Below are 23,163 nucleotides of genomic sequence, written 5' to 3' on the forward strand. Positions count from 1 at the left end.
CGGCCGACTGAAGTTACCGGCAAGGTTGCCCAGGTGTCATGAACAGCTCTGCAACGGTTCGTATGGCATCCAACACAGCGGTGCTGCCGCAGCAGCTCACTTGGGAGCAGGCGATAGCCCGGCTGCAGGGGGATGACTTGCAAGATCGGTACTATGCTGCCTGGTACCTGGGCACAGTTCGGGATCCAAGGGGGGTAGAGCCGCTGCTTTTGGCGTTGCAGGATGAGCGGGATCGCACTGCCTTGGGGGGCTATCCTCTGCGCCGCAATGCCGCTAAGGCCCTGGGGCAAATCGGGGATGCGCGGGCCGTGCCCGGTTTGATCGAGGCGCTCACTTGTACCGACTTTCATGTGCGGGAAGAGGCTGCCTATGCCTTGGCTCAATTGGGGGACAAGCGAGCGGTGGATCCCTTGCTGGCACTGTTGCAGTCCCGCGAGCAGGAGCAGCCCTGGGAAGCCCTTATCGAGGCCTTGGGTCAGCTTCAGGCCACCGAGGCTGAGGCAGCGATCCGGCCCTTTTTGAACCATCCCTCTGAGCGGGTGCGTTCGGCAGCGGCTTGGGTGCTCTATCGCTTTACGCAAGCCGAGGAGCTGACCCAAATCCTGGTGGCGCTACTGGCCCACTCCAACTCCAGCCTACGACAGGCCGCTTTGTTCGACCTGGCCGAATCGGGATGGGTGGCGGGGGCGCCGCTGCTAGCCACAGCCGACGTGGCTCTCAACCTGCGCATCAATGCTCTGAAGCGGCTGTTCGATGTGGCGCTTCAGTTGGGGTGGGTGCCGCTGGCTCAGGTGACGGCGGTGATCCTGCCGCAACTGGAGAAGCTCTTCTAGGATCCTGGGGCGCTCAGTGCCTTTGATCAGCGGTTTCAAGTGTACCTTTGACTATTCGTTGCCTATGTCCTCCGCCTCGGCTGCTCAAGCGTTTCCCATTGCTGTGGCTCAACTGGCAGCAGAATTGGAGCAGGCCACGTCGCCTGAGGAATTGTTGCGGGTGGTGAGGGCGCTGGGCGCTTTGGGCCAAGTGGAAGGGATCCCCATCTTAATTCGCGCCTTTGGGTTTAATCGCCCTGCAGTTGGGGAGGCTGCTCTGGAGGAGGTGCTGCGCTTTGGGGAAGCCGCGGTGCAGCCCTTGCTGAGCCATATTGACGGTTTTGACTATGGGGCGCGGGCCTATTCGGTGCGGGCTCTGGCCCGCATTGGCCATGGGGATGCCTACCCCTTTTTGGCGGAAGCCATTGTAGCGGACTTTGCCCCCAGTGTGCGACGGGCGGCGACCCGTGGGCTAGGACGAGTGGCGGCCAAGCGGCCCTTGCTCGATCAAGAGCGAGCCTTGCAACTGTTGCGGCAATGTCTTGCCGATGCCGATTGGGGAGTCCGCTACGCCGCCGTTGGATCCCTGACGGACTTGGCTCGCCAGGGTGAACAATCTCTGCGCCCCTCAGTCGAGGCTGCGCTCCAGATGGCCCTGGAAGATGCCGATCCTCTGATCCCTCTCCGCGCCCAGATGAGCTGGCAGGAATTGGCTGCTGAGCCTTAGCTTCCCTGCCCCACTGTGTTTTTCTTAAGTTTTTCTCGTTTTTTTAGGAGCACCATCTATGTCCCTTCCGTTGCTTGCCGATCGCCCCACCACCCAAAATGAACGGGTGCCTCGCTACTTTGTAGCCAGCGACGAAACCCCGCCGGTCTACCGTCCTGACGACCCGACAGGAATTGACAACATCATTCGCGCCGCCTATCGCCAGATCTTCAGCGAGCATCTGATGCTGGAGAGCTATCGGCAAAAAGCTCTGGAGTCCCAATTGCGCAACGGGGCAATCTCGGTCAAAGAGTTTGTGCGCGGCCTGGGCAAGTCGGAGGTGTACCGGGATCTGGTCATGGTTCCCAACGACAACTACCGCTTCATCGAGGTCACCTTCCAGCGCTTTTTGGGTCGGCCCACCTACAGCCAACAGGAGCGCATCAAGTACTCCATCATCGTTGCCACCAAGGGGCTAGATGGCTTCATCGACGCTGTGGTGGATAGCGAAGAGTACAATGCCGCCTTTGGGGACGATGTGGTGCCTTACCAACGCCGTCGCCTGTCGGAAAAGCCCGCCAACCTGGTAACCCCCCGCTATGGAGCTCGTTGGCGCGATGTCTCCGGCGTGAAGCGCTCGACGCGGGAAGTGGTGCGCACCTATCGTCTCACCCGTCCTCCCAAACCCGGGGATCCAGAAAACTTCCTCAACATGGCCCGCATGCTCAATCCCAAGCCGGCTGCACGGCAAAACATCAGCGTCTTCGATCTGAAGATCCCGGACATGACCACCAGCCGCCGCTAGGACTGGGCAAGCTTCCGGGGACAACCCTTTGCGGGCTCTGCCGGGCCGATCGATCCGAGGCTGTTCGGATGGGTCGGCCTGCCGCTGTGCCTGGGGCAAGATTCGTTATAATCCTGGTGATGCTTCTTAACACTTGGGTCGCATGAAGAATCCGGTTGTGCAGGCTTTTTTTGTCGGCAAGGCTGTGGCAGACGTTCTGCGCGAGCGTTTGGAAAGCGCCCTCACCGATATTGCCGGGGAAGTGGGCAAGGTGTGGGCTGAGCTGCAGGAGGGCTGGCAAACCTTTGCCCAGGATGTCATGACCCGGGCTGAGGCAGAAGCATCCATGGCCGCCCAGGAAAGGGTGCCGCTGCCTTTCCAGACAGAAGATTTGCAGGCAACTCTGGACGACTTGCGGGCGGAAGTGGCGCAGCTGCGCTCCGAGTTGCAGAAGTACCGGAGTCGAAACGCTTGAACGCGAGCCTTTTGGGATCCCGGACTTCTTTGGGATCACAACCCGTCAAGCCCTATACCGCCTACCGTTGGGCCCGGGAGAACTACACTCGCCGAGGCCGCCTGTTGGACATTTGGCGATTTGTGCTCACCTGGCTGTTTTACCTTTGGCTGGATCAGCAGGCTTGGAGCTATGGGGGACAACCCACGCCCGAGCGAAAGGCCAAGCGCCGCCGGGCCAGAGCCATTTGGATCCGCGAAACGCTGCTTAACTTAGGCCCTACTTTTATTAAAGTGGGGCAGTTTTTCTCCACCCGCGCCGATCTCTTCCCCTCGGAATATGTCGAGGAGCTCTCCAAGCTGCAGGATCGGGTGCCTGCTTTCAGCTACGAACAGGTGGCGGCAATCGTGCAGCAGGAGCTGGGCAGGCCGATCACCCAAATCTACAGCTACTTTGATCCCACCCCTTTGGCCGCTGCCAGCTTAGGGCAGGTGCATCGCGCCAAGCTGAAAACCGGGGAAGAGGTGGTGGTGAAGGTGCAGCGTCCGGGGCTGACCCGCTTGTTCACCATCGATTTGGAGATCTGCCGTGGGATTGCCGAGTTCTTTCAGTATCGCACCTCTTGGGGCGGGCCGGGCCGCGACTGGATCGGCATCTACGAAGAGTGTCGGCGCACCCTCTGGGAAGAGGTGGATTACCTCAATGAGGGCCGCAATGCCGATACCTTCCGTCGCAACTTTCGGGATATGCCGCAAATTGCTGTTCCCAAAGTGTATTGGCGTTACACCTCTCCTCGCCTGTTGACATTGGAATACCTGCCGGGGATCAAAATCAGCGATTACGAAGCCCTGAGCGCGGCGGGGCTGGATCGCAAGGTTTTGGCTCGTCTGGGGGCAGAGGCTTATCTGCGGCAACTGCTCAAGGATGGCTTTTTTCACGCCGATCCCCACCCCGGCAACATTGCCGTGAAGCCCGATGGCACGTTGATCTTCTACGACTTCGGCATGATGGGCCGCCTGCCCTCCGATGTGAAAGAAAAGCTGATGGGCACGCTGGCAGGTGTGGTCTCCAAAAATGCCGATCAGGTGGTGGCCTCGCTGGTGGAACTGGGGGTGCTGGTGCCCACCGCCGATCTGGCTCCGGTGCGCCGCTCGGTGCAGTACATGCTGGATCACTTTATGGACAAACCCTTTTCCAGCAACTCGGGAGAAATCTCGGTGGCGGCCATTAGCGAAGACCTTTACGAGCTGGCCTACGATCAGCCGTTTCGTTTTCCGGCTACCTTTACTTTTGTGATGCGGGCCCTGACCACGTTGGAGGGGCTGGGGAAGGGGCTGGATCCGGAGTTCGACTTTATGGAAGTGGCCAAACCCTTTGCGGAGGAGCTGATGAGTTTGAACGGAAGCGAGACCGAGACCCTCTTGGCCCAGGTTGGCCGTCAAGCGGCTGAGTTCACCAGCAGCAGTCTCAGTTTGCCCCGCCGGATCGAATTGACCTTGAGCAAGTTGGAACAAGGGGAGCTGCGCCTGCGGGTGCGATCCAGGGAGACGGAGCGCTTGCTGCGCAAGCTGAACAACACCGGGCTGGGAGTCATTTACGGGGTGTTGTTTGCGGCCTTTTTTTTGAGCGCAACTCAGCTCTTTTTGGCCGGACATGCTACCTTAACGGTTATCACTTTGGTTTTGGCTGCCCTCGCTGCTCTTGCTTTAATCAGAGTACTCTTAAGGTTGAATCGGTCAGAGCGATTGATGTGATGCGACGATATGCCTGCGCTACGGATCCCGGCAAGATCCGCAGCAGCAATCAAGATGCCTGCTACTGCGATCCAGAGGGGCGCTATTTTATTGTTGCCGATGGTATGGGAGGACATGCTGCCGGGGCTACAGCCAGCCTGTTGGCCGTCGAGACCATCCGAGAATATCTGGATCGAGGCTGGAAAAACGTGCCGGCGCCCCGGTTGCTCAGCGAAGCCGTAGAAGCGGCCAACAGTGCCATCCTCAAGGATCAGCGGGAGAATCCAGAACGGGCAGACATGGGCACTACGGTGGTGGTGGCCATGGTGGATCCCAAGGGCAACTGCTGGAGCGCTCACATCGGTGATTCTCGCCTCTATCGCCTACGGGGATCCGAAATGCAGCGAATGACCGAGGATCACACCTTAGTGGCCCGCTCCATTCGACTGGGGGAGCTGACCTATGAGCAGGCCCGGATTCACCCTTGGCGACATATTCTCGAGCGCTGCCTGGGCCGACCCGATGCGGGTCCACCTTCTGTGCAGCCGATTACAGTTTACCCAGGGGATCGCCTGCTGTTGTGTAGCGACGGCCTGACGGAGGAGTTAGACGACGAAGTGATCATCGAGTACTGCCTGCAGGTGGAAGATTTGGAGCAACTTCCCCTAAAGCTCATCGAGGCGGCCAAAGAGCGGGGCGGGCGAGACAACATCACAGTAGTGATTGCCGAATACGCCTAGTTTGCGCCCGGCTAAAGACGGTATTGGCGGTACACTTCGCTGGCAGCCCGGTGCAGCAGGGAGTGGCGATACACGAGGCGGTTGAGGTCTTTGCCGTAGCCGCCGCCGATGACGCAGGCGACAGGATAGCCCTGCTTTAGACAAGTGTTCAGCACTTGCATGTCCCGCCGAAACAGGCCCTGGTCGCTAAGGGCCAGCTTGCCCAAGAGGTCTTCTTCGTGGGGATCCACACCGGCATCGTAGAGCACCAGGTCAGGGCGCACCTGAGCCAACAGATCGGGCAAGTGGTCGGCCAAAGTCTGGAGATAGGCTTCATCTTCCATGCCTACTGGCAGGGGCACGTCCAGGTCGCTCTGTTGTTTGGTGGCGGGGAAGTTGGCCTCGCAGTGCATGGAAAAGGTGAACACCCGCGGCTCGGAGCGAAAGATCCAAGCAGTGCCATCTCCTTGATGGACATCCAGATCCACGATCAAGAGCCTTTGCACCAGCCCTTGCTGCAGCAGGACTTGGGCGGCAATGGCCAGGTCGTTGAAGATACAAAAGCCGGAGCCGTAGGCAGGGAAGGCATGGTGGGTGCCGCCGGCGGTGTTGCAGGCCAGGCCGTGGCGCAGGGCCAATTGGGCGGTCAAGACGGTACCCCCCACCGCTCGACAGGTGCGCTGCACCAGCTCCGGGCTCCAGGGCAGGCCGATGCGCCGCTGCAGCTTGGCCTCCAGGGATCCCTCACAGTAGGCCCTGACGTACTCAGGGGTATGTACCGACTCAATCCAGGCGAGAGGGGGCAGCTCAGGGTGGTGCACTTGCTGGGGGCGGATCACCCCTTCCCGCAGCAGCAGCTCTTGCAAGAGGCGAAATTTCGGCATGGGAAAGCGGTGGTCCGGCGGCAGGGGGGCACTGTAGTCGGGGTGGTAAACAATTGGCAAAGACATCAAGGGCAACTGGATTGACGGCGGTGAGCATGGCCTATAACGGCTCCAGTGCTTATGGTAGAGGTAGCCCGCTCCTGCCGGATCCCTTCGCGAGGCTTGCAAACCTGTTCTCTGTACCGCCGCGATTCCCTATGTTTACTGCGTCGGATCCCTTTTTGGGTCGCCTCTTGGCTCAGCGTTATCGACTTGTACATCTGCTGGGACAGGGGGGCATGGGGCGAGTCTATTTGGCTCAAGACTTGCTCTTTGGTGGGGTGGAAGTGGCTGTCAAGCTGCTTTCCCAGCCGGCAATGGATCGGCGCACCCGCCTGCGCTTTGAACGGGAAGCGAAAGCCTGCGCGGCTTTGGGCCAAAAAAGCCTGCACATTGTCAAAGTCAATGACTATGGCCTTACCCCCGATGAGGTGCCCTTCTATGTGATGGAATACCTGAACGGCAAGACCCTCAAGGATATTCTGGCCGCGGGGGCTTTGCCTTTGGAGCGCTTCTTCCGGCTGGCCCGTCAAATTGGCTTGGGGTTGAAAGCAGCCCACGAGGGGATCCTCATGGAAGGGCAACGGGTGCAGGTGATCCACCGCGATTTGAAGCCGGCCAACGTGATTGTAGTGCCTGATAGCAGTTTTGGGGAACTGGCGAAGCTGGTGGATTTCGGCATTGCCAAGCTGCTCAACAGCCATGAATCTTTAAGCTTTACCCATGCCTACCTGGGAACGCTGGCCTATTCTTCCCCGGAACAGCTGGAAGGGTTGCCGCTGGACGCCCGTTCCGATATCTACAGCTTCGGGATCATGCTGTACCAGATGGTGTCTGGCCAGATGCCCCTCAAGCCCACCACCGAATCTTTCCCGGGCTGGTACCAGGCCCACCACAAGCACCGGCCCATCCCTCTAGAAGACTGGGGACTGAAGTTTCCGCTGCCCGCCGGTTTGTCTGACTTGATCCTCGGTTGCCTGGCCAAAGATCCTGCCGCCCGCCCGCAGTCGGTGGCCAATGTGTTGGCGGAGCTGGAGCACATTCAAGCCAGAGCACAGGGATCTATTGCCCCTCAGGTCCCAGTCGCCTCGTCGGAAGAGGCTGCCTCTAGCCCACTTTCTGGAGGTCTCCCTGCCGCTGCGCCGTCCTTGGTTACAGCCGGTACTCTGCAGCTCAGGCCCTTGACGGCGGCCACGGAGGTCGAGAACGGGGGATCCCTGCTTTGGGTGCGCCTGATTCCCTTTCTGATGGGCGGGCTGCTGGGCTGGGTTTTGGTGAGTTGGCAATGGGGACAGTTGCTGCAACGCCCCTCGGCCCCCCGTGTTTCCGGGCCAGGATCTCGTCCGGCAGTGGAAGATCCCATTGCCCCAGAGAATGTCCATCCTATGCCTGGGGAGCTTGTCCCTGAGCCCCTTGTTTTGGCTTCAGAGCGGAGCAAACGGCGGGATCCCGCGCCGGAGCTGGAACCCTACAACAGGAGCGAGCCGGTGTTTCGCGCCTTTCCCCTGGAGACTTCCCGCGAGACGGTACGGGCCAGCCTGGGATCCCCCAACCAGCAGGGGCAGGGCGCTTGGCCCAACACCGTGTATGACCTGTATCGCCTTGGCGGGGTGAACCTGGGCCTCACCTACGACGAATCCAGCCTGGCCCTGCGGCAAACCGAAGCCACCGCCACCGCTGGCGTACCCACCCCTCAAGTGGAAGGACTCTTGGAGGATATGCTGCAAGCCCCCTTGCCTGCTCAACTGCAGCGAGAACTGCAGGCTGTGCGCGAGGGACGTTCCAGGCGAGTGCAATTCCGCGTTGGCCCCTGGGCCGGCAGGATCGAACGCAGCGCCCAAGGCCATCTTTACATGGCCCTCTGGGATCCCACGCTGCCCAGCGGTGCTCCACCACCTTCCCCCTCCTCTCCCACCCTACCCCCGGCTGCCCCCGTTGCCCGGCCTCCCAAAGCCCGTAACCTCAATTCAGCAGCAGGCGGCCCTCGTCCTCCCGGCCAGACCATGCAGGAGCTGCTGCGCCGTGCGCGCGAATTGCGGGGGGACTGAGCCATGTCTGCTTCTGAAGACAAAAAGCCGCTGTTGAGCACCGTCGCTCGCCTCTTCAAAACTCTGGCGAGGCCTTTCCCTGTCGGGCCTACAGCTCTCCTCAAACCCCCCGAACCTCCTCCCCCCAAGCGCCCGGTGCGCCTGCGGATTACCTGCCCGGGAGAGCCCCCTCGAGTGGTTGCCCTGAAGGGATCCGACATTCTCGGTCGCAGCCAGACGGTGGCCACCATTCGCATCCCTGCCCCCGCGGTGAGCCATCTCCACGCCCACATCCGTCCCCGCCCGGATTGGCGCCTGCCCGGTCTGGGTTGGCGGATCCCGTTGCCCCCTATTCTCTACTGGCTGGGGTGGAATGCCGGTCGCTACCAGCTAGAAGATCAAGACTCGACCAACGGCGTTTTCCGCCTCAAACCCTTCGGTGGTGTCGAGCGGGTGCGCCGGGTGATCTTGCGGCATGGCCAGCAACTGAGCCTTGGCCCGCCTCGGGATCCGGAGAGCGTCTGGATTCAAGTGCTGGATCCACCCCCACCACAGGTGTATGGGGTGCGCGGCTGCCTAATCCTGATGGTGGTCTTGGGGCTGGGGGCGAGGATTTGGATCGGCCATGAGTGGAGCAAGTTCTCAGTGGAACCACCCCTCTCCGCGGATCGCAACCCCCTGATCGTCCTGGCCGGGGATCAGCAGACGGAGCTGCGCCGCCATCAGGGGGACACCTACCGGGAGCTGCCCAACCTAGAAGCTTTTGGTCCAATTCTGCCCAAGGTGGTGGTCGCCGCCGAAGATCACCGCTTTTACTCCCACTTTGGGGTGGATCTGCTGGGCATTGCCCGCGCCTTCTGGGTGAACCTGCGCTCAGGGGAGGTGCAGCAGGGGGGCAGCTCCATCAGCCAACAACTGGCCCGCACCGTTCTGCGGGACTACACCGGCTCCGGCAACACCTTCGGGCGCAAGCTGCGGGAGGCCGTCGCTGCCCTGAAGCTGGAACAGCGCTACAGCAAAGACGAAATCCTCGCTCTCTACCTCAACAATGTTTACCTGGGCAACGGCATCTACGGCTTTGAGACTGCCGCCCAGTTCTATTTCGGGATCCCAAGCCGCCAGCTCAGCCTTTCCGAAGCTGCGACTCTGGCGGCCATTTTGCCCGCGCCCAACGCCTTTAACCCCGTCGCCAACTATGATGCCGCCGTTCGAGGCCGGGATCGGGTTTTGGATCGCCTGAGCGAGCTGAAAGTCTTCCCCGAAGAGGAGATTCGGCGGGCCCGGCGCAGTCGCCTCACCCTCAACCCCAATTTGCGCTCCCAAACCATGACAGTTGCTCCCTACTTTTACAGCGCTGTCTTCCAGGAGCTGCGGCAGCTTTTGGGCCAAGACCTCTCGGCAGAGGGCAACTTCATCATCGAAACCACGGTGCATCTGCCCTACCAGCGTTTGGCAGAGCAAGTCCTGGCCCAAACAGTGCGCGAGTCGGGATCCCGCTTGGGCTTCAGCCAAGGCGCTTTGGTCAGTCTCGACAGCCGCAACGGCGAAGTGCTGGCTTTGGTGGGCGGGATCGACTACAACGCCAGCCCCTTCAACCGGGCTACCCAAGCTCAAAGGCAGCCGGGCTCCACCTTCAAAGTGTTCACGTATGCGGCTGCCCTCACCCAGGGGATCCCTCTCTCCCAAGTGTTGTCTTGCGAGCCCCTCACCTGGGGCAACCTCACCTTTCGGGGCTGTCGCTCGGGATCGGCCCCTATGGATTTGGCCCGCGGCCTGATCCTCTCCGAAAACGTGATTGCCCTGCGGTTGGCCCAACAAGTAGGTCTAGAGCAAGTGGTGGCGACGGCCCGGCAAATGGGCATCCAATCGCCGTTGCAACCCTATCCTTCTATGGTGATCGGCACCATGGAGGTGAACTTGCTGGAGTTGACAGCAGCCTTCACTCCTTTTGCCAATCGTGGCCTTTGGTCAAGGCCCCACACCATCCGCCGCATCTTGGATAGCAGCGATTGCGCCAACCCCAACGACTTTCGCACCTGCCGTGAGATTTACCCTGGTCGGGAGGATCCCCGTTCTCAGCGACTTGTCTTACCAGAAACCGTCGCCCAACAGATGACAACCGTACTGCAAGGGGTGATCAGCTCCGGCACCGGTACTACTGCCCGGCTCGGCATTGGAGAAGCCGGTAAAACCGGCACCACCACCGCCAACAAGGATCTGCTCTTTATCGGCTACACGCCCAACCCTCCCCTGGTGACCGGCATTTGGCTGGGCAATGATGACTCTAGCCCAACACGAGGAAGCAGCAGCATAGCTGCTCAAACTTGGGGAAATTACACGAGGCAAGTCATTACCAATAGTTTGACGATGGTTCAATAGAGCAACTCCGAGAGCAGCCTTGATAGAGCAACTCCGAGAGCAGCCTTGGCAATTGGCAACCCCAAATCCTGACAACCCGACAGAAAACTCTCCTGCATCCCAAGTGAGAAATGCCTAATAACCAGTTTGGCCGTACCCCTCAATAAACCCACAATCTAGGTTCACCCACTTTCTCAGCGCAGATCTCGGCCAAAGGGCAACAACGACAAAATAATTAACTTCATGTGTTGTTTGGCAAAGGGGATCCCAACAATGGTGATTGCCAGAATCACAGCCCAGAAGAGATGGTTAAGCACCAACGGCCAGCCAAACAGCAATAGCCAGATGACGTTAAAGATCAGCAGCAGCGGGCTGTTGGCATCGGGATACTCCACCACTTCCTTTCCGAAGGGGGCAAGCACTGCAAACCCCAGTTTGATGCTCTGCCAGCCAAAGGGAATGCCGATGATTGTCAGGCAAAGGCTCAGTCCTCCTAAGATGTAGCCCAAACCTGTCAGCAAACCCCCGAAGATTAGCCAGATGATGTTGCCAATCAAGCTCATGATTCAGATCCTCCACCGTTGAGACCAAATTGCAGGGTACAAGAGCAGAACTAGCCTTCCTGTTCGACATCCATACTCTAACCAGCTGTTGGCCAAGACTGGGATCCCAAAATCTGCTTCTTTCCTGGGCTCTAGCGTTCTGCGTCACCGAGGGGAGCGGGCTCCATCACCGGAGGCACTGCGGCCCTATTCACCTTGCAGGGCAGAATGCGGTTCAGAAAGCGGAGGATCCCCCAAACCCAACTGACGGTGATCACCCAAAAGATCCACAACCCGCTTGCCCACGGTTGCGGCAAGTCCAAGGCCATCCCCCCAATCATTGGGCCAAGAGCAAACCCCGCCGCCCAGCAGAGGGAGTTGACCGACAGATACACCCCCCGCAAGTGATCCGGCGCCAAATCCGCCACCAAAGCAGAGGCAGAGGGGTTGTAGCTCACCAACGCCAAAGAGAGCACCGCCAGCGCCAAGACTGCCACCGCCGGGGCCGGAGCCCCCAATTCCGCCGCCAGACCGCTAAGCCAAACCAAAAGAAATCCCACCCCCCACATCAGGGCGGATCCCTGCAACCCTTGGATGCGCGTCCGGCGATTCAACCAACGGGCCACCGGCATCTGCAGCAGAGCGATCAAGGCCCCATGCAAGGCAAACAAAATGCCGATTTGCACCTCTGGGATCCCTACCCCATTGCGGAAGTAAAGGGGCATGCTGCTGCTGAGCTGGGCCACATAGGTGGTGAACAGGATATTCGACAGGCCAAACACCAAAAGGGAGCGATCTCTAAGGGCGGTTTTCCAACCTGCCAACACAGGCTCTGCTGCCGGACAAGTCGCCCGAGTTTCCCGGATAAAAAACCAAAGTACTGCCAGAAAGATTAGAAAAGTGACACCGTCGATTACAAACAAGAGCCGATAGGCCCCCGTCAGAGCCACCAGCGTGCTGGCCATAGCCACCCCAAGGCTGAGGCCCAGGTTATCCCCTAGACGGTTGAGAGCGTAGGCTTCGTTGCGCTGCTCACGAGTGGTTAGATCTGCTACAATCGCTTCCGCAGGCGGCCAGTACAACCCCTGCCCCAAGCCTGCAGCCATATTGGCCAGGGCAAAACTCCAGAAGTCATAGGAGAGCGCAAACCCAAACGACCCCAAGGTGGAAATAGCCAGAGAGAGGATCAAAGTGGAACGGCGCCCCCAAGCTCCATCGGCCATCGAGCCGCCCAGGATGCGGCCAAACACCCCGGCAAAAGCCATAATGCCTAGCCCCAGGCCCACTTGGGTGGCGGTCAGCCCCACCTGATTCACAAAAAAGAGACTGGCATAAAACAAGGTAAAGCCGGTTCCAGTTTGGGAAAGCAGCCGACCGATAAAGATCAGCCAAACCTGAAAACTGAGCTTCGGCCACCAAGAAGGGATCCACATGTTGAGTGCAGCAGGATGTTGAGTGCAGCAGGGGAGGGCCTACCTAGCCTACGGGATCCCGATCCTTGAGGCCAGGGCAAGGAGCCTGCTCTGACAAGTAAACTGAAAATTTGTGCAGCCAGGCTTGATGTTCGTTGCCAGAAGGCTCTTCACCCAGCGAGCCAGCAGACAGGGCAACCCATTTCCCCAACTCCAATCGCGTCAGCGGGACGGAGTCCAATATATTCGCTCAACAGCCGCGCCAACTTATCGCGCTAGCGGGACGGAGTCCAATCGCGTTAGCGGGACGGAGTCCAATCGCGTTAGCGGGACGGAGTCCAATCGCGTTAGCGGGACGGAGTCCAATCGCGTTAGCGGGACGGAGTCCTTGCAGGAAGCCAGCCCCCATCTTGCTTGCTGCAGCCGAGGTGCAAGTTCCCTTTGCCCACAACAGAGCACCTGTAGCTCAGCCGCAAACCTGGACAAAGCTAGAAGAAGCTGTGCCTTACAGTTCTAGTACCAACAATTTTAACTAACGGGGGTGCGGGGGCAATAGGTCCCATGCTCTAGCCGCAGGGTGAGCACTGGGATACATGGATCCCCGCCATACCCCTGAGCGAAATCTGTAGTAAAGCCTACTTATGCTGGCGGTAACCTACAAGTACCGGATTGATCCAGATGCCTCTTGCTCTTGTCCGGTGGACAGGGGTTCCTGGGTGCAGGAGTCCATCCTGCCTGCCGATGCACCGTTCCCTGTGGATTAGAGGTTGTTTTGCGAGCTGGCAGTGCCTAGGGGGGAGGCTGGGGAAGGGGAACCGCCTGTCCAGTTGTTCTGTCGGGGGTTGTAGACCCAGACAAGTGGCGTGGGGCAGGAATGCCCGACCGCGAGGTAAGGACTCCGTCCTGCTGACGGGAAGGGTGGCCCGCGCTCTGTCCATAGGATGAGCGCCGGGAGGATGTCACTCTTGCCGACTTTGGTGTTCGCGCCAGAACTGCTCCGCAAAAGCCACCGTCGGGTGGAGAGGGGCACGGGGTTTGCTGCGCAGGGGCATGTTGGCTTCTTCAGGGGTGCGGTTGCCCTTGCGTTGATTGCAGCGTTCGCAAGCCGTCACCACATTGTCCCAACTGTGGGATCCCCCGCGAGAAAGAGGCACGACATGATCCAGGGTTAGGTTGTGGGTGCTGCCACAGTACTGACAGGTGTGGTGATCCCGCCGCAGAACCTCCCGCCGGTTAACAGGGGGCACTCGCCAGGCCCGCTCTTTGCCCTTGATGGTCAGGCGGATGTGCTCGGGCACCTCGATCACCTGGCTGGGGGAGCGCACCTTCCACACCGGCACATTCATCATCGAGAGCGGTTCGGCTTTGCCTGTTAGCAGCAGCACGATTGCCCGCTTGATATTGACCCGGCTGATGGGCAAATAGTTTTGGGAAAAGACAACGATCGACTGTTCCAGAAGGTGGGTAGCGGCAGTCATGGCTCAGCTCTTCCTTTTGCCGCCATTCTCCTGAGGAATCTTGCGAATGGCAAGCTTTTCCCCACCGCCATCGACACCGGCAGAGCTCAGACATTCAAGAGTTTCTTACGATCGCCAGCCAGACAGATGGGCTAGTATCCGGGTGATGGTCGGATCCCGTGCCTCCCATGACCTACCCGCTGCATATCGCCTTGGTTTGGCACCAACACCAGCCCCTCTACAAAAGTCCGATAGCGGGTAAATATCGCATGCCTTGGGTGCGCCTACACGGGATCAAAGACTACCTCGACTTGGTTCTGCTGCTGGAGCGCTATCCTCGCCTGCACCAAACGGTCAACCTGGTGCCCTCTCTGATTGTGCAAATCGAAGACTACGTGGCCGGCTCCGCCTTCGATCCCTATTTGGAGCTGACTTTATCTCCTGTCGAAAAGCTGACCCCGGAGCAGCGGCGCTTCATTGTCGAGCGTTTCTTCGACAGCCATTACCCCACCATGATTGAGCCCTATCCCCGCTACCGCCAGCTCTACGAACAGCGGGAATCGCAGGGGATCAACTGGTGCCTACAGTACTGGACACCGCAAGACTTCAGCGACCTGCTGGCCTGGCACAACCTCTCCTGGTTCGATCCCCTCTTCCACGAGGATCCCGAGATCGAGGGCTGGATCAAGATGGGATCCGGCTTTACCCTGGCGGATCGGCAGCGGATCTATGCCAAGCAGCAGCAGATCCTGGCCGCCATCTTGCCCCAGCACGCCAAGCTGCAAGAGAGCGGCCAACTGGAGCTGACCACCAGCCCCTACACCCATCCCATCTTGCCCCTGCTGGTGAGCGAGCGCTCGGCGCGGGTGGCTCGGCCCGGCTTGCCCCTGCCCCGCTACCCCTTCCACTGGGAGCAGGATGTCCACAGCCAACTGGAGCGGGCCAAGCAGATCTACCGGGAGCGCTTTGGCCGCGAGCCGCGGGGTCTGTGGCCTTCGGAGCAATCCGTGAGCCCGGCCATTGTCCCCATCGTGCAAAAGCAGGGTTTTGAGTGGATCATCTCCGACGAGGGCGTGCTGGGCTGGAGCCTGGGCCAACCCTTTCATCGCGACGGGCAGGGCCATATCCTCGAGCCGGAAAAGCTCTATCGGCCCTACCGTCTGGAGAGCGAGGCAGGGGATCTGGCCATTGTCTTTCGGGATCACCGCCTCTCCGATTTGATCGGCTTCAGCTACAGCGCCATGCCCGCCGATGCTGCCGCCAAGGATCTCATCGGCCACCTGGAGAGCATCCGCAACCGCCTGCCCCAGGAACAGCCCTGGCTGGTCACCATCGCCCTAGATGGGGAAAATTGCTGGGAGTACTACCCCCAAGATGGCCGGCCCTTCCTGGAGAACCTCTATGCCCGCCTCAGCCAGCACCCGGCGCTGCGCTTGGTGACGGTTTCGGAGTTTTTGGACCAGTTTCCCCCTACGGAGTTTCTGCCAGCCGAACAACTGCACAGCGGCTCCTGGATTGAAGCTGACTTTACCACTTGGATCGGGGATCCCGTCAAAAACCGCGCCTGGGAGCTCCTGGCCCAAGCCCGCCAGGTCATTCAGGATCACCCTCACGCCAATCCCGAAGCCTGGGAAGCCCTCTGGGCCGCCGAGGGATCCGACTGGTTCTGGTGGTTTGGGGCGGGCCATTCCTCGGCCCACGATGCCGTTTTCGACCAGTTGTTTCGGGAACATCTGCAGGCCCTCTACACCGCTTTGGGAGAGGCCGTGCCGGCAGTGCTGCAGTTCCCTCTCGAGGATCACGATGGGCTGGGGGATCGCCTGCCGCAAGGATTTATCCACCCGGCCATCAACGGCCGCCCCGCCGAACGGGAGTGGAGCCAAGCCGGGCGGGTGGAGATCGGCGCCGCCCGCGGCACCATGCACCGCAACAGCGTCGTCCGCCGCCTCTGGTACGGGTTTGATCACTTCAACCTCTATCTGCGGCTGGATTTTAACTCGGTGGTGCAGCGGCCCAGGCAATTGCTGGTGCTGTGGTTCTATCCCAACCGCGTCACCGTCAACAGCCCCATTCCCCTGCAGGGATTGCCGGCAGAAGCCCCTCTCAACTACCACTACCGCCACCTGTTGCGGTTGTCACTGCCGCCTCCCGGCACCGGCCAGCATCCGGCAGAGGTGCAAGCCCAGCTCTTGCAGGCAGGGGAGTACCACACCTGGCACGCCATCGGCCATCAAGTGAAGGCGGTGGTGGATGCCTGTTTGGAGGTGGCCATCCCCTGGAGCAATTTGGGCGCCCAGCCGGGTCAGGAGCTGCAATTTGTCATCCTGGCCGCGGATGGCGAGACCTTTCAGGAAGGGATCCCGCCCAAGGCCACCATTGCCCTGCGCAGACCCTGAGCGTGATGACCAGCAGAGCTTCAAGTTATGTCGCGCGATCTCTATCCCCCCATCGAGCCCTACGATCAAGGCTTTCTGGCGGTTTCCTCCCTCCACACCCTGTACTACGAGCAGTGCGGCAACCCGGCAGGCAAGCCGGTGGTGTTTTTGCACGGGGGGCCTGGAGGTGGGATCGATCCCATCTACCGGCAGTATTTCGATCCCAGCCGCTGGCGGGTGGTGCTGTTCGATCAGCGGGGCTGCGGGAAAAGTCGCCCCTATGCCGAGCTGCGGGAGAACACCACCTGGGATCTGGTGGCGGATATCGAGAAGTTGCGCCAGCATCTGGGCATTGATCGCTGGTTTGTGTTCGGGGGGAGCTGGGGCAGCGCTCTCGCCCTGGCCTACGGGCAAACCCACCCCCAAGCCTGCCTGGGGTTTATCTTGCGGGGCATTTTTCTCTTGCGCCCTTTTGAGCTCCGCTGGTTTTACCAGTCGGGAGCCAGCTACTTTTTCCCCGATGCTTGGGAACATTACCTGGAGCCGATCCCTCCCGAAGAGCGGGATGACCTGCTGGCAGCCTACCACCGCCGCCTAAACGACCCAGATCCCCAGGTACGGCTGAGGGCAGCTCGCGCCTGGTCCGTCTGGGAGGCCAGCACCAGCAAGTTGATCCCCAGCCCAGAGCTCATCGAGCGCTTTGGTCGGGGAGAGTTTGCCGAGGCCTTTGCCCGCATTGAGTGCCATTACTTTGTCCACGGCGGTTTTTTGGATCCGGAGGATCAGCTCCTCAGGGGGGTGGGACGGCTGCGGCATCTGCCGGCGGTGATCGTCCAGGGGCGCTACGACGTGGTGTGCCCGCCCATCTCTGCTTGGGAGCTGCATCAGGCTTGGCCAGAAGCAGAGTTTCGGATGATCCCCGATGCTGGCCATTCCATCACCGAACCCGGAATCCGCACCGCCCTCCTGGAAGCCACCGATCGCTTTGCCGGTTTGTGAGCCCCGCCGAGCCAACCCAGTGCTGCCAGGGATCCCAAGACCTTGAAGAATTGCTACAGGAAGGCCGGCAAAACCTTGGGATCCAGCCCAGAAGCACGGCCAAGCCTATCGACAGTTGGCGATTTTGGGTTTATCACTGAGGGAGGGGCGGTGCAAGCTGCCCACACCTGGCTGGTGCATCCACCCAAGTGCTTCGCGGATTCAAGCTCATTTCTACTTCACCGTTTCCAGGGTCGAACCATGCAGAAACCAACCCATCTGTTCAAGCTTGCCCTAGCCCTGCCCATCTCCTTCTTGCTGGCAGATGCAGTTGTGGCCTACCCCTGCGACTCGGTTGGGGGTGAAGCTTACAACCACCACGGCTCCACGGTTCAGGTCAGCAGCGACGCCAACAGCTTCGGGGTCCAGTGGTCGCCTGCCTCCTATGCTGTCGGCAACGGCTTCATTGGAGTTGCCATTGAAACGGTGAACGGCGAGCAAGCCCAGAGCGCCATCAGCCGTCGTCTGTTCGGCCCCGCACTTCGAGTTCAGGGGGTGCAGGTGGTCGGCTTGCTCCAGGATGGTCCTGCTCAACGAGCCGGTCTGGCCCAGGGCGATATTTTGATTGGAGTGGATGGGCAGCGGGTCACCTCCGTGCAACATGTGCAGCAGATCATCCAAAATACCCCGGTAGGCCAATCGGTGCCGATTACCTTCCGCCGTGGTGAGCGGGTGCTGTCAACGGTGGTTGTGGTGGGGGATGGCCGGGTGTTGCGCCCCTTGATGCTGCAGCAGCAGTGAGCCTTGTCGGGATCCCTACCCGGAGACCTCCGTAAATGCCGATGGGAGTTTCAGGATGGGCCGTCTGGGCAGTTTGTGCTCTTAACGGGCTGCTGTTTCTGGCTCTGATCGCCCTTATCCCCATCATTTTGAGCCTGCGCTCGGCTCTTGGGGTTACGGAGCGAGCCATGGCTGATTGGCGAGAAGCAGCTCAACAGGCCTTGGCTTCCACTCCCGCTGAGTTGCTGCGTCTGCGGGATCGTCTGCGCGAGAATCGCCGTACCCTTGACCGCTGGCAGCGTCGTTTGCAGTTCTGGCAAGGGATCCGCAGGGTGGCCGTTTGGCTGCGGCGCAGGCTTTGATTGGAGAGGTATGGATAGCAACTATCCTGTCTCCAATCCCATCCGGTTGCAGGTCATGGCCAACGCTCTGGCGGGGATTGCCGAAGAGATGGGAGCCCGCCTCATCCGCGGTTCTTATTCGGCCAACATCAAGGAGCGGCGGGATTGCTCCACAGCTCTGTTTGACTCGCAAGGGGCTTGCATTGCCCAGGCAGCTCACATCCCGGTGCATCTGGGAGCCCTCTCGGAGGCGGTGCGAGCGGTGGTGGCAGCCAACCCGCGACCCGGAGATGTGTTTGTCCTTAACGATCCCTACCAGGGGGGATCCCATCTGCCGGACGTTACGGTGGTCGCGGCCATTCCCGGCTGGAGGGATCCCGACCGGATTTGCGCCTATGCTGTGAACCGTGCTCATCACGCTGATATTGGAGGGATGCGCCCTGGCTCCATGCCCGCCGACTCCACAGAACTTTGGCAAGAGGGGCTGGTGATCCCGCCGGTACGGCTGGCTGGGCTCTCTCTGGAAGGAGCGTTGCACTGGCAAGAAGATCTGCTGCGCCTAATCCTGGCCAATGTGCGCAATGCCGAGCAGCGGCGGGGGGATCTGCAGGCTCAGGTGGGGGCCAGCGCAGTGGGGATGAGCCGGTTTCGGGAGTTGCTGGCCCGCTTTGGAGAAGAGGAAGCTTGGCAGTTGATCGCAGGGGTCATCGAGTACAGCCGCCGGCGGATGCGGGCGCAAATTCAGGCTCTGCCCGATGGGATCTACACGGCTGAGGATTGGTTGGAGGGCTACGGGGATCCGCCCGCGCCCCTTGAGATTCGGGTGCAGGTGGAAGTAGAGGGCGAGAAGCTGCGGGTGGACTTCACCGGCACTGCTCCGGCCATGGCGGGAAACCTGAACGCGCCCCTGGCCGTCACCCGCTCGGCGGTGTTGTTTGCCCTGCGCTGTCTGTTGGATCCCACGGCCCCCAGCAATGTCGGCTTGGAGGATCCCATCGAGATCGTGGCGCCGCCCGGCTGCTTGGTGAATGCCCAGTTTCCGGCAGCAGTGGTGGCGGGCAATGTGGAAACCTCGCAGCGAATTGCCGATGTGGTGTTCAAAGCTCTGGCTCCCGTGGCCGGATTGCGGAGCATCGCCCAGGGACAGGGCACCATGAACAACTGTGTGCTGGGCAACCGCCGCTTCACCTACTACGAAACCTTGGGGGGTGGTCAGGGGGCCAGCCGACAGCGACCGGGCCTGGATGGCGTCCACGTGGGCATGAGCAATACCCTCAACACCCCCATCGAAGCCCTGGAGTTGGAGTATCCCCTGCGGGTGCTGCGCTACGAGCTCCGCCAGGATTCCGGCGGCCATGGTCAACAGCGGGGCGGCTGGGGACTGATCCGATCCATCCAGACTTTACAAGATTGCACCCTCTCCCTGCTCACCGAGCGGCGCCACTATGCCCCCCAAGGAGAACAGGGAGGCGGGCCAGGCCAAGTGGGGATCAACCTCCTCAACGGGGATCCCTTGCCTGGCAAAATCAGCCGCTCCCTAAAAGCCGGCGACGTGATCACCCTCTACACGCCGGGCGGCGGGGCTTGGGGCTCAAACGAGGATGAGCAGGCTCCCGAACCCAGGTAGCGCAGGTGGTCAAGAAACAACTGCTCGCAGCGGCGAAGCACCTCATCGCGATTGGCGAAGTGCTCCAGCCTTTGCACTTCTTGACCTTTCTCAAACAAAATTAGGGTTGGCAAAGAGCGCACCCGATAGCGGCGCGGCAGCCAAAAATTGTCGTCTACATTCACCCGCAGTACTTTGACCGCCCCTCCCCACTCGGCTACGAGACGGTCGGTAATCGGCTGGATGAAGCGACACAGGCCACACCAAGGGGCGCCGAAATCCACCAAAACCAACCCGTCACTTGTCAAAAGTTCTTGATTAAAAGCATCTAATGCAACTTGCAAGATCATCGCCCCCAAACTAAAGAAGTTCTTTGGGATCATGCTACCAGGCAACTCGGCTGGCTGCAGAAACCATTTGTGGATGGAAGGCGTAAAGAATCACTACAAAGCTGAACACCCCCAAATAGGCCCAGCGCAGAAACTCTCGCGGGCGCAGTTGCTGTCGCTTCTGCAGAATGGCCAAGCCGGGGATCACGGAGGTGCGCGCCTTGAGATCGCGGAAGGCCTGCCCGTATTTCCGCTCCAGGCGGTGATCCCCATGCCAAACGGCAAACAGGTGGTAGGCAATGAGCCCAAGCGAGGTCACCACCATAAAGCTGGAGCCAATCCACAGGGAATGGGCCACACACCAGATCACCTGGCCCACCATTTGGGGATGACGGGTGATGCGGATGATCCCGGTTTCAAACAGGTGGATCTCCGGCTTGCGAATGGCGGCGATCTCCAGCAAGTTGAAGGTGGCCGGATACAAAAAGAAAAAAGAGAGGGCAGACAAAAGAGCAACGGTGGTGCGAATGCCCGGGACGGCTTGGAGATCCCAGAGAATCACCCCGTCGTAGCGGTGGTTGAAAAAATAGATGAGCAACAGCGGTGCCAAACTGAGGCTCACCAGAGCAAAGAAGATGCGGTACAGACGGGATCCCAGCCGGCTTTCCCCCCAGGGTCGCAAGTAGGCCAGTCCGCTGTGAGCACAGGCAAATCCCAAGATTAGGGCCAGCATTGTCCAATGGGATCCGTACTGGCCCAGCTTCTGCAGAAAGTCGCTGAAGGGGGTGAACAGCATCTTTTGGGTGACTCCTCTGGTGTTGCTGTGGCTTATGCTTAAAAGTAAGTTACATTAGGTTCCCCATGCTCAAAACTTTTTTTCTGCGTCTTGTCAGCCTGCTCCTGTCTGTAGCCCTTTTGCTGGGCTCAGCGAGCTCAGTTGCTCAGGCTGCCCGTCTCACCGGCAAGTATTACGAAGACAGCATGACCCTGATCCAAACCCTACGCACCGTCCTTTCAGAAGGGGATCCCCTGATGAACCCGGAAGAGGCGCGAGCGGAAGCCATGCAAGCCATCCAGGAGTTTTCTGGGCGCTACCACGGCCATCGCTACGATAAGCTGCAGTCTTTTACCACTTTGCGCACGGTGTTTAACACGCTGGCCTCCCAGTACCGCACTTCCAGTCGACCTCTCAACCCCGAAAAGGTGGAGCGGGTGCTAATGCAACTGGATCGGGCCGAATTGGCCCTGCGCCGAGAAGGTTGAGCTTTTTTAGATCTCCGAGATCCAAATCACAGGCAAATCTCCTCGCTGTGGCCAAACTGTTCCCAGTCCCCGGAAGCCAGCATCTCCTCAGATGTCTTTTGTCAGATGTCTTTTGGAACCTGAAGGGGAAGAGTAAGGCTTTCTTGCTCATTTCGATTTTCGATTGAGGACTTGGGAGGTTGTGATGGTCAAAAATCGTTGGGCTTTGATCCCGCTGCTGCTGATGGTTGGGGCTGTTGCTTCTCACCCAGCTTGGCTCCTGTCTCTCCCAGCCCAAGGACAGGTCGTTGGGGCTGTCGAGGAGGGATCCCCGGGCCCCTTTTTTGCAACGGATGGCCTGGCCCTGCGGGGCTATGACCCGGTGGCCTATTTCATCGACGGCAAGCCGGTCAAGGGATCCCCAGAGTATGAATGGGAGTGGGGAGGGGTGACCTGGAGGTTTGCCAGCGCCGAGAATCGGGAGCGGTTTCGCAACGACCCAGAGCGCTTTGCCCCCCAGTACGGCGGGTTTTGTGCCTGGGCCGTGGCCCACAACTACCTTTACCCGGTGGATCCCTTTGCCTGGAAAATTGTTGATGACAAGCTGTACCTGAACGCCAACCAGCGGGTACAGCGTAACTGGGAGCGCGACATCCCCGGCTTGATCAAGAGGGCAGATGCCAACTGGCCAGCTTTGAGAAGCCGATAGGCCCAAGTCCCTCTGGCCTGGGGTTCAATGGGCGAGGCGCAGGGTCACCTTGATGCCAACTCGGTAGGGGCCGCTTTCGCAGAGTTCCAGCTGGCCTCCCATTTCTCTCAGGAGCCGCTCGCTTACCCGCCAGACGGCACAGCCCTCTGTTTGAATGGGCACATGGCATCGCCCCTCAAGGTTCCACCCCAGGCACAGTCGCCCCTCTTCTTCTGCGGTGGGATAGGGGTGCAGAGCCATCGAACCATAGCGTAGGGTGCGGATGCCCCAGCGACACACTCCCAGAAGCGCCTGCACCAAGCCGTGGGGATCCGCCCAAACGGTGAGGCTGTCCGGGAGAAGGGGCACCTCAAAGGCCGAGGTGGGTTGTAGGGCCGGCCATTCGTAGCGAATGCCCTGATCCTGGGCCTGTAGGCGAGTTAGGCTGTACACATCCTGCAGGAGGGGGCGTAGTCGGGTCGGTTCCGGTCGCAGAGGTTGGATGGGCAGGTCATGGCGAGCCAGGCGGGTGTATTCCTCAAGCAGCTTGATCAGGCGCTCTACCGCCTCTTTGGCACTTTGAAGGTATTCCCGCTCCTCTTCGGGAGAGTCACATAGATCCGACAACACCAACTGCAGGGATCCCATCTGGCTGCTGAGGGGATTGCGCAGCTCATGGCCGATGCTGACGAGCAACTCTTGTTGAAAGGCTCGCATCACCTCAGAGCGTTCAAAAGCAAATTGCCAATCCACAGCCTCTTGCTTGTCGGCAGAGGCAGCCTGCTGGGGGAGTGGATCGGGTTTGGCTGCAGGCAAGGGTTTCCTCAAGAGGTGCTCCGAAGGAAAGACGGGGGATCCCGTCGAGGTTCAGATCCTTGGGTTTGGATCTTTGAGTTT

At 60.1% G+C, this 23,163-nt stretch carries 22 protein-coding genes; 15 read left to right on the forward strand and 7 right to left on the reverse strand.

Annotated elements, in window-relative coordinates:
* Nucleotides 1-62: 62 nt before the first annotated feature.
* The 6 genes from ACVWXE_RS01375 (at nt 63) to ACVWXE_RS01400 (ending at nt 5,229) form a co-directional block, all read left to right on the forward strand.
* Nucleotides 63-833 (forward strand): HEAT repeat domain-containing protein, encoded by a 771-nt coding sequence (locus ACVWXE_RS01375; RefSeq protein ID WP_041436319.1) that lies wholly within the window; start codon nt 63-65, stop codon nt 831-833.
* Nucleotides 834-897: 64 nt separating this feature from the next.
* Entirely contained in the window at nt 898-1,539 is a 642-nt protein-coding gene (locus ACVWXE_RS01380) for a HEAT repeat domain-containing protein (RefSeq protein WP_414329023.1), read from the forward strand.
* Between the two features lie 58 nt (nt 1,540-1,597).
* The gene (locus ACVWXE_RS01385; RefSeq protein WP_414349917.1) at nt 1,598-2,323 is read left to right on the forward strand and encodes a phycobilisome rod-core linker polypeptide; all 726 of its coding nucleotides are present in this window, start codon (nt 1,598-1,600) and stop codon (nt 2,321-2,323) included.
* 142 nt (nt 2,324-2,465) lie between these two features.
* Complete coding sequence (locus ACVWXE_RS01390; RefSeq protein ID WP_414343148.1) at nt 2,466-2,777, forward strand: DUF6825 family protein; 312 nt, start codon at nt 2,466-2,468, stop codon at nt 2,775-2,777.
* Between the two features lie 29 nt (nt 2,778-2,806).
* On the forward strand, nt 2,807-4,510 hold the full coding sequence (locus ACVWXE_RS01395) for an ABC1 kinase family protein (RefSeq protein WP_457489395.1): 1,704 nt from the start codon (nt 2,807-2,809) through the stop codon (nt 4,508-4,510).
* Nucleotides 4,510-5,229, forward strand: coding sequence for a PP2C family protein-serine/threonine phosphatase (locus ACVWXE_RS01400; protein WP_414424064.1), 720 nt, complete (start codon nt 4,510-4,512; stop codon nt 5,227-5,229). The genes ACVWXE_RS01395 and ACVWXE_RS01400 overlap by 1 nt, the downstream gene beginning before the upstream one ends.
* Before the next feature lie 11 nt (nt 5,230-5,240).
* Here the strand turns inward: ACVWXE_RS01400 and ACVWXE_RS01405 are convergent, their stop codons facing one another.
* Nucleotides 5,241-6,158, reverse strand: coding sequence for a histone deacetylase family protein (locus ACVWXE_RS01405; protein WP_457489396.1), 918 nt, complete (start codon nt 6,156-6,158; stop codon nt 5,241-5,243).
* A 131-nt stretch (nt 6,159-6,289) separates the two neighbouring features.
* On the opposite strand from ACVWXE_RS01405, the gene ACVWXE_RS01410 reads away from it, so the two are divergent.
* Both ACVWXE_RS01410 and ACVWXE_RS01415 read left to right on the forward strand, forming a co-directional pair.
* Nucleotides 6,290-8,179 carry a serine/threonine-protein kinase gene (locus ACVWXE_RS01410; protein WP_457489397.1) on the forward strand — a complete coding sequence of 630 codons (1,890 nt, stop codon included), beginning with the start codon at nt 6,290-6,292 and terminating at the stop codon, nt 8,177-8,179.
* A 3-nt stretch (nt 8,180-8,182) separates the two neighbouring features.
* The gene (locus ACVWXE_RS01415) at nt 8,183-10,537 is read left to right on the forward strand and encodes a transglycosylase domain-containing protein (protein WP_457489398.1); all 2,355 of its coding nucleotides are present in this window, start codon (nt 8,183-8,185) and stop codon (nt 10,535-10,537) included.
* Between the two features lie 173 nt (nt 10,538-10,710).
* On the opposite strand, the gene ACVWXE_RS01420 is transcribed toward ACVWXE_RS01415, so the two are convergent.
* The 3 genes from ACVWXE_RS01420 to ACVWXE_RS01430 all read right to left on the reverse strand — a co-directional run bounded on the left by ACVWXE_RS01420 (nt 10,711) and on the right by ACVWXE_RS01430 (nt 13,948).
* Entirely contained in the window at nt 10,711-11,079 is a 369-nt protein-coding gene (locus tag ACVWXE_RS01420) for a YccF domain-containing protein (RefSeq protein WP_414343163.1), read from the reverse strand.
* Between the two features lie 131 nt (nt 11,080-11,210).
* Nucleotides 11,211-12,491 (reverse strand): MDR family MFS transporter, encoded by a 1,281-nt coding sequence (locus ACVWXE_RS01425; RefSeq protein ID WP_011432585.1) that lies wholly within the window; start codon nt 12,489-12,491, stop codon nt 11,211-11,213.
* 938 nt (nt 12,492-13,429) lie between these two features.
* Nucleotides 13,430-13,948, reverse strand: a complete 519-nt coding sequence (locus ACVWXE_RS01430) for an HNH endonuclease (RefSeq protein WP_457489399.1) — start codon at nt 13,946-13,948, stop codon at nt 13,430-13,432.
* Between the two features lie 167 nt (nt 13,949-14,115).
* On the opposite strand from ACVWXE_RS01430, the gene ACVWXE_RS01435 reads away from it, so the two are divergent.
* The 5 genes from ACVWXE_RS01435 (at nt 14,116) to ACVWXE_RS01455 (ending at nt 20,028) form a co-directional block, all read left to right on the forward strand.
* Nucleotides 14,116-16,323 carry a glycoside hydrolase gene (locus tag ACVWXE_RS01435; protein ID WP_457489400.1) on the forward strand — a complete coding sequence of 736 codons (2,208 nt, stop codon included), beginning with the start codon at nt 14,116-14,118 and terminating at the stop codon, nt 16,321-16,323.
* Between the two features lie 27 nt (nt 16,324-16,350).
* Nucleotides 16,351-17,301: a prolyl aminopeptidase gene (gene pip / locus ACVWXE_RS01440; protein WP_457489401.1), complete on the forward strand. Its 951-nt coding sequence runs from the start codon at nt 16,351-16,353 to the stop codon at nt 17,299-17,301.
* Between the two features lie 240 nt (nt 17,302-17,541).
* Nucleotides 17,542-18,081 (forward strand): PDZ domain-containing protein, encoded by a 540-nt coding sequence (locus ACVWXE_RS01445; protein ID WP_457402175.1) that lies wholly within the window; start codon nt 17,542-17,544, stop codon nt 18,079-18,081.
* 35 nt (nt 18,082-18,116) lie between these two features.
* The gene (locus tag ACVWXE_RS01450; RefSeq protein WP_457489402.1) at nt 18,117-18,422 is read left to right on the forward strand and encodes a hypothetical protein; all 306 of its coding nucleotides are present in this window, start codon (nt 18,117-18,119) and stop codon (nt 18,420-18,422) included.
* Nucleotides 18,423-18,432: 10 nt separating this feature from the next.
* Nucleotides 18,433-20,028, forward strand: coding sequence for a hydantoinase B/oxoprolinase family protein (locus ACVWXE_RS01455; RefSeq protein WP_457489403.1), 1,596 nt, complete (start codon nt 18,433-18,435; stop codon nt 20,026-20,028).
* On the opposite strand, the gene ACVWXE_RS01460 is transcribed toward ACVWXE_RS01455, so the two are convergent.
* Together ACVWXE_RS01460 and ACVWXE_RS01465 are read right to left on the reverse strand one after the other, a co-directional pair.
* Nucleotides 19,965-20,357, reverse strand: a complete 393-nt coding sequence (locus ACVWXE_RS01460) for a thioredoxin family protein (protein ID WP_457489404.1) — start codon at nt 20,355-20,357, stop codon at nt 19,965-19,967. The genes ACVWXE_RS01455 and ACVWXE_RS01460 overlap by 64 nt on opposite strands.
* A 34-nt stretch (nt 20,358-20,391) precedes the next feature.
* Nucleotides 20,392-21,132 (reverse strand): NnrU family protein, encoded by a 741-nt coding sequence (locus ACVWXE_RS01465; RefSeq protein ID WP_457489405.1) that lies wholly within the window; start codon nt 21,130-21,132, stop codon nt 20,392-20,394.
* 65 nt (nt 21,133-21,197) lie between these two features.
* On the opposite strand from ACVWXE_RS01465, the gene psb27 reads away from it, so the two are divergent.
* Together psb27 and ACVWXE_RS01475 are read left to right on the forward strand one after the other, a co-directional pair.
* Nucleotides 21,198-21,599 (forward strand): photosystem II protein Psb27, encoded by a 402-nt coding sequence (gene psb27, locus ACVWXE_RS01470; protein ID WP_414350230.1) that lies wholly within the window; start codon nt 21,198-21,200, stop codon nt 21,597-21,599.
* A 184-nt stretch (nt 21,600-21,783) separates the two neighbouring features.
* Nucleotides 21,784-22,287 (forward strand): YHS domain-containing (seleno)protein, encoded by a 504-nt coding sequence (locus tag ACVWXE_RS01475; protein WP_457443243.1) that lies wholly within the window; start codon nt 21,784-21,786, stop codon nt 22,285-22,287.
* Nucleotides 22,288-22,311: 24 nt separating this feature from the next.
* On the opposite strand, the gene ACVWXE_RS01480 is transcribed toward ACVWXE_RS01475, so the two are convergent.
* Nucleotides 22,312-23,082 carry a sensor histidine kinase gene (locus ACVWXE_RS01480; RefSeq protein WP_414419073.1) on the reverse strand — a complete coding sequence of 257 codons (771 nt, stop codon included), beginning with the start codon at nt 23,080-23,082 and terminating at the stop codon, nt 22,312-22,314.
* Between the last annotated feature and the right edge of the window lie 81 nt (nt 23,083-23,163).

The sequence above is a fragment of the Thermostichus sp. MS-CIW-41 genome, assembly GCF_054058915.1.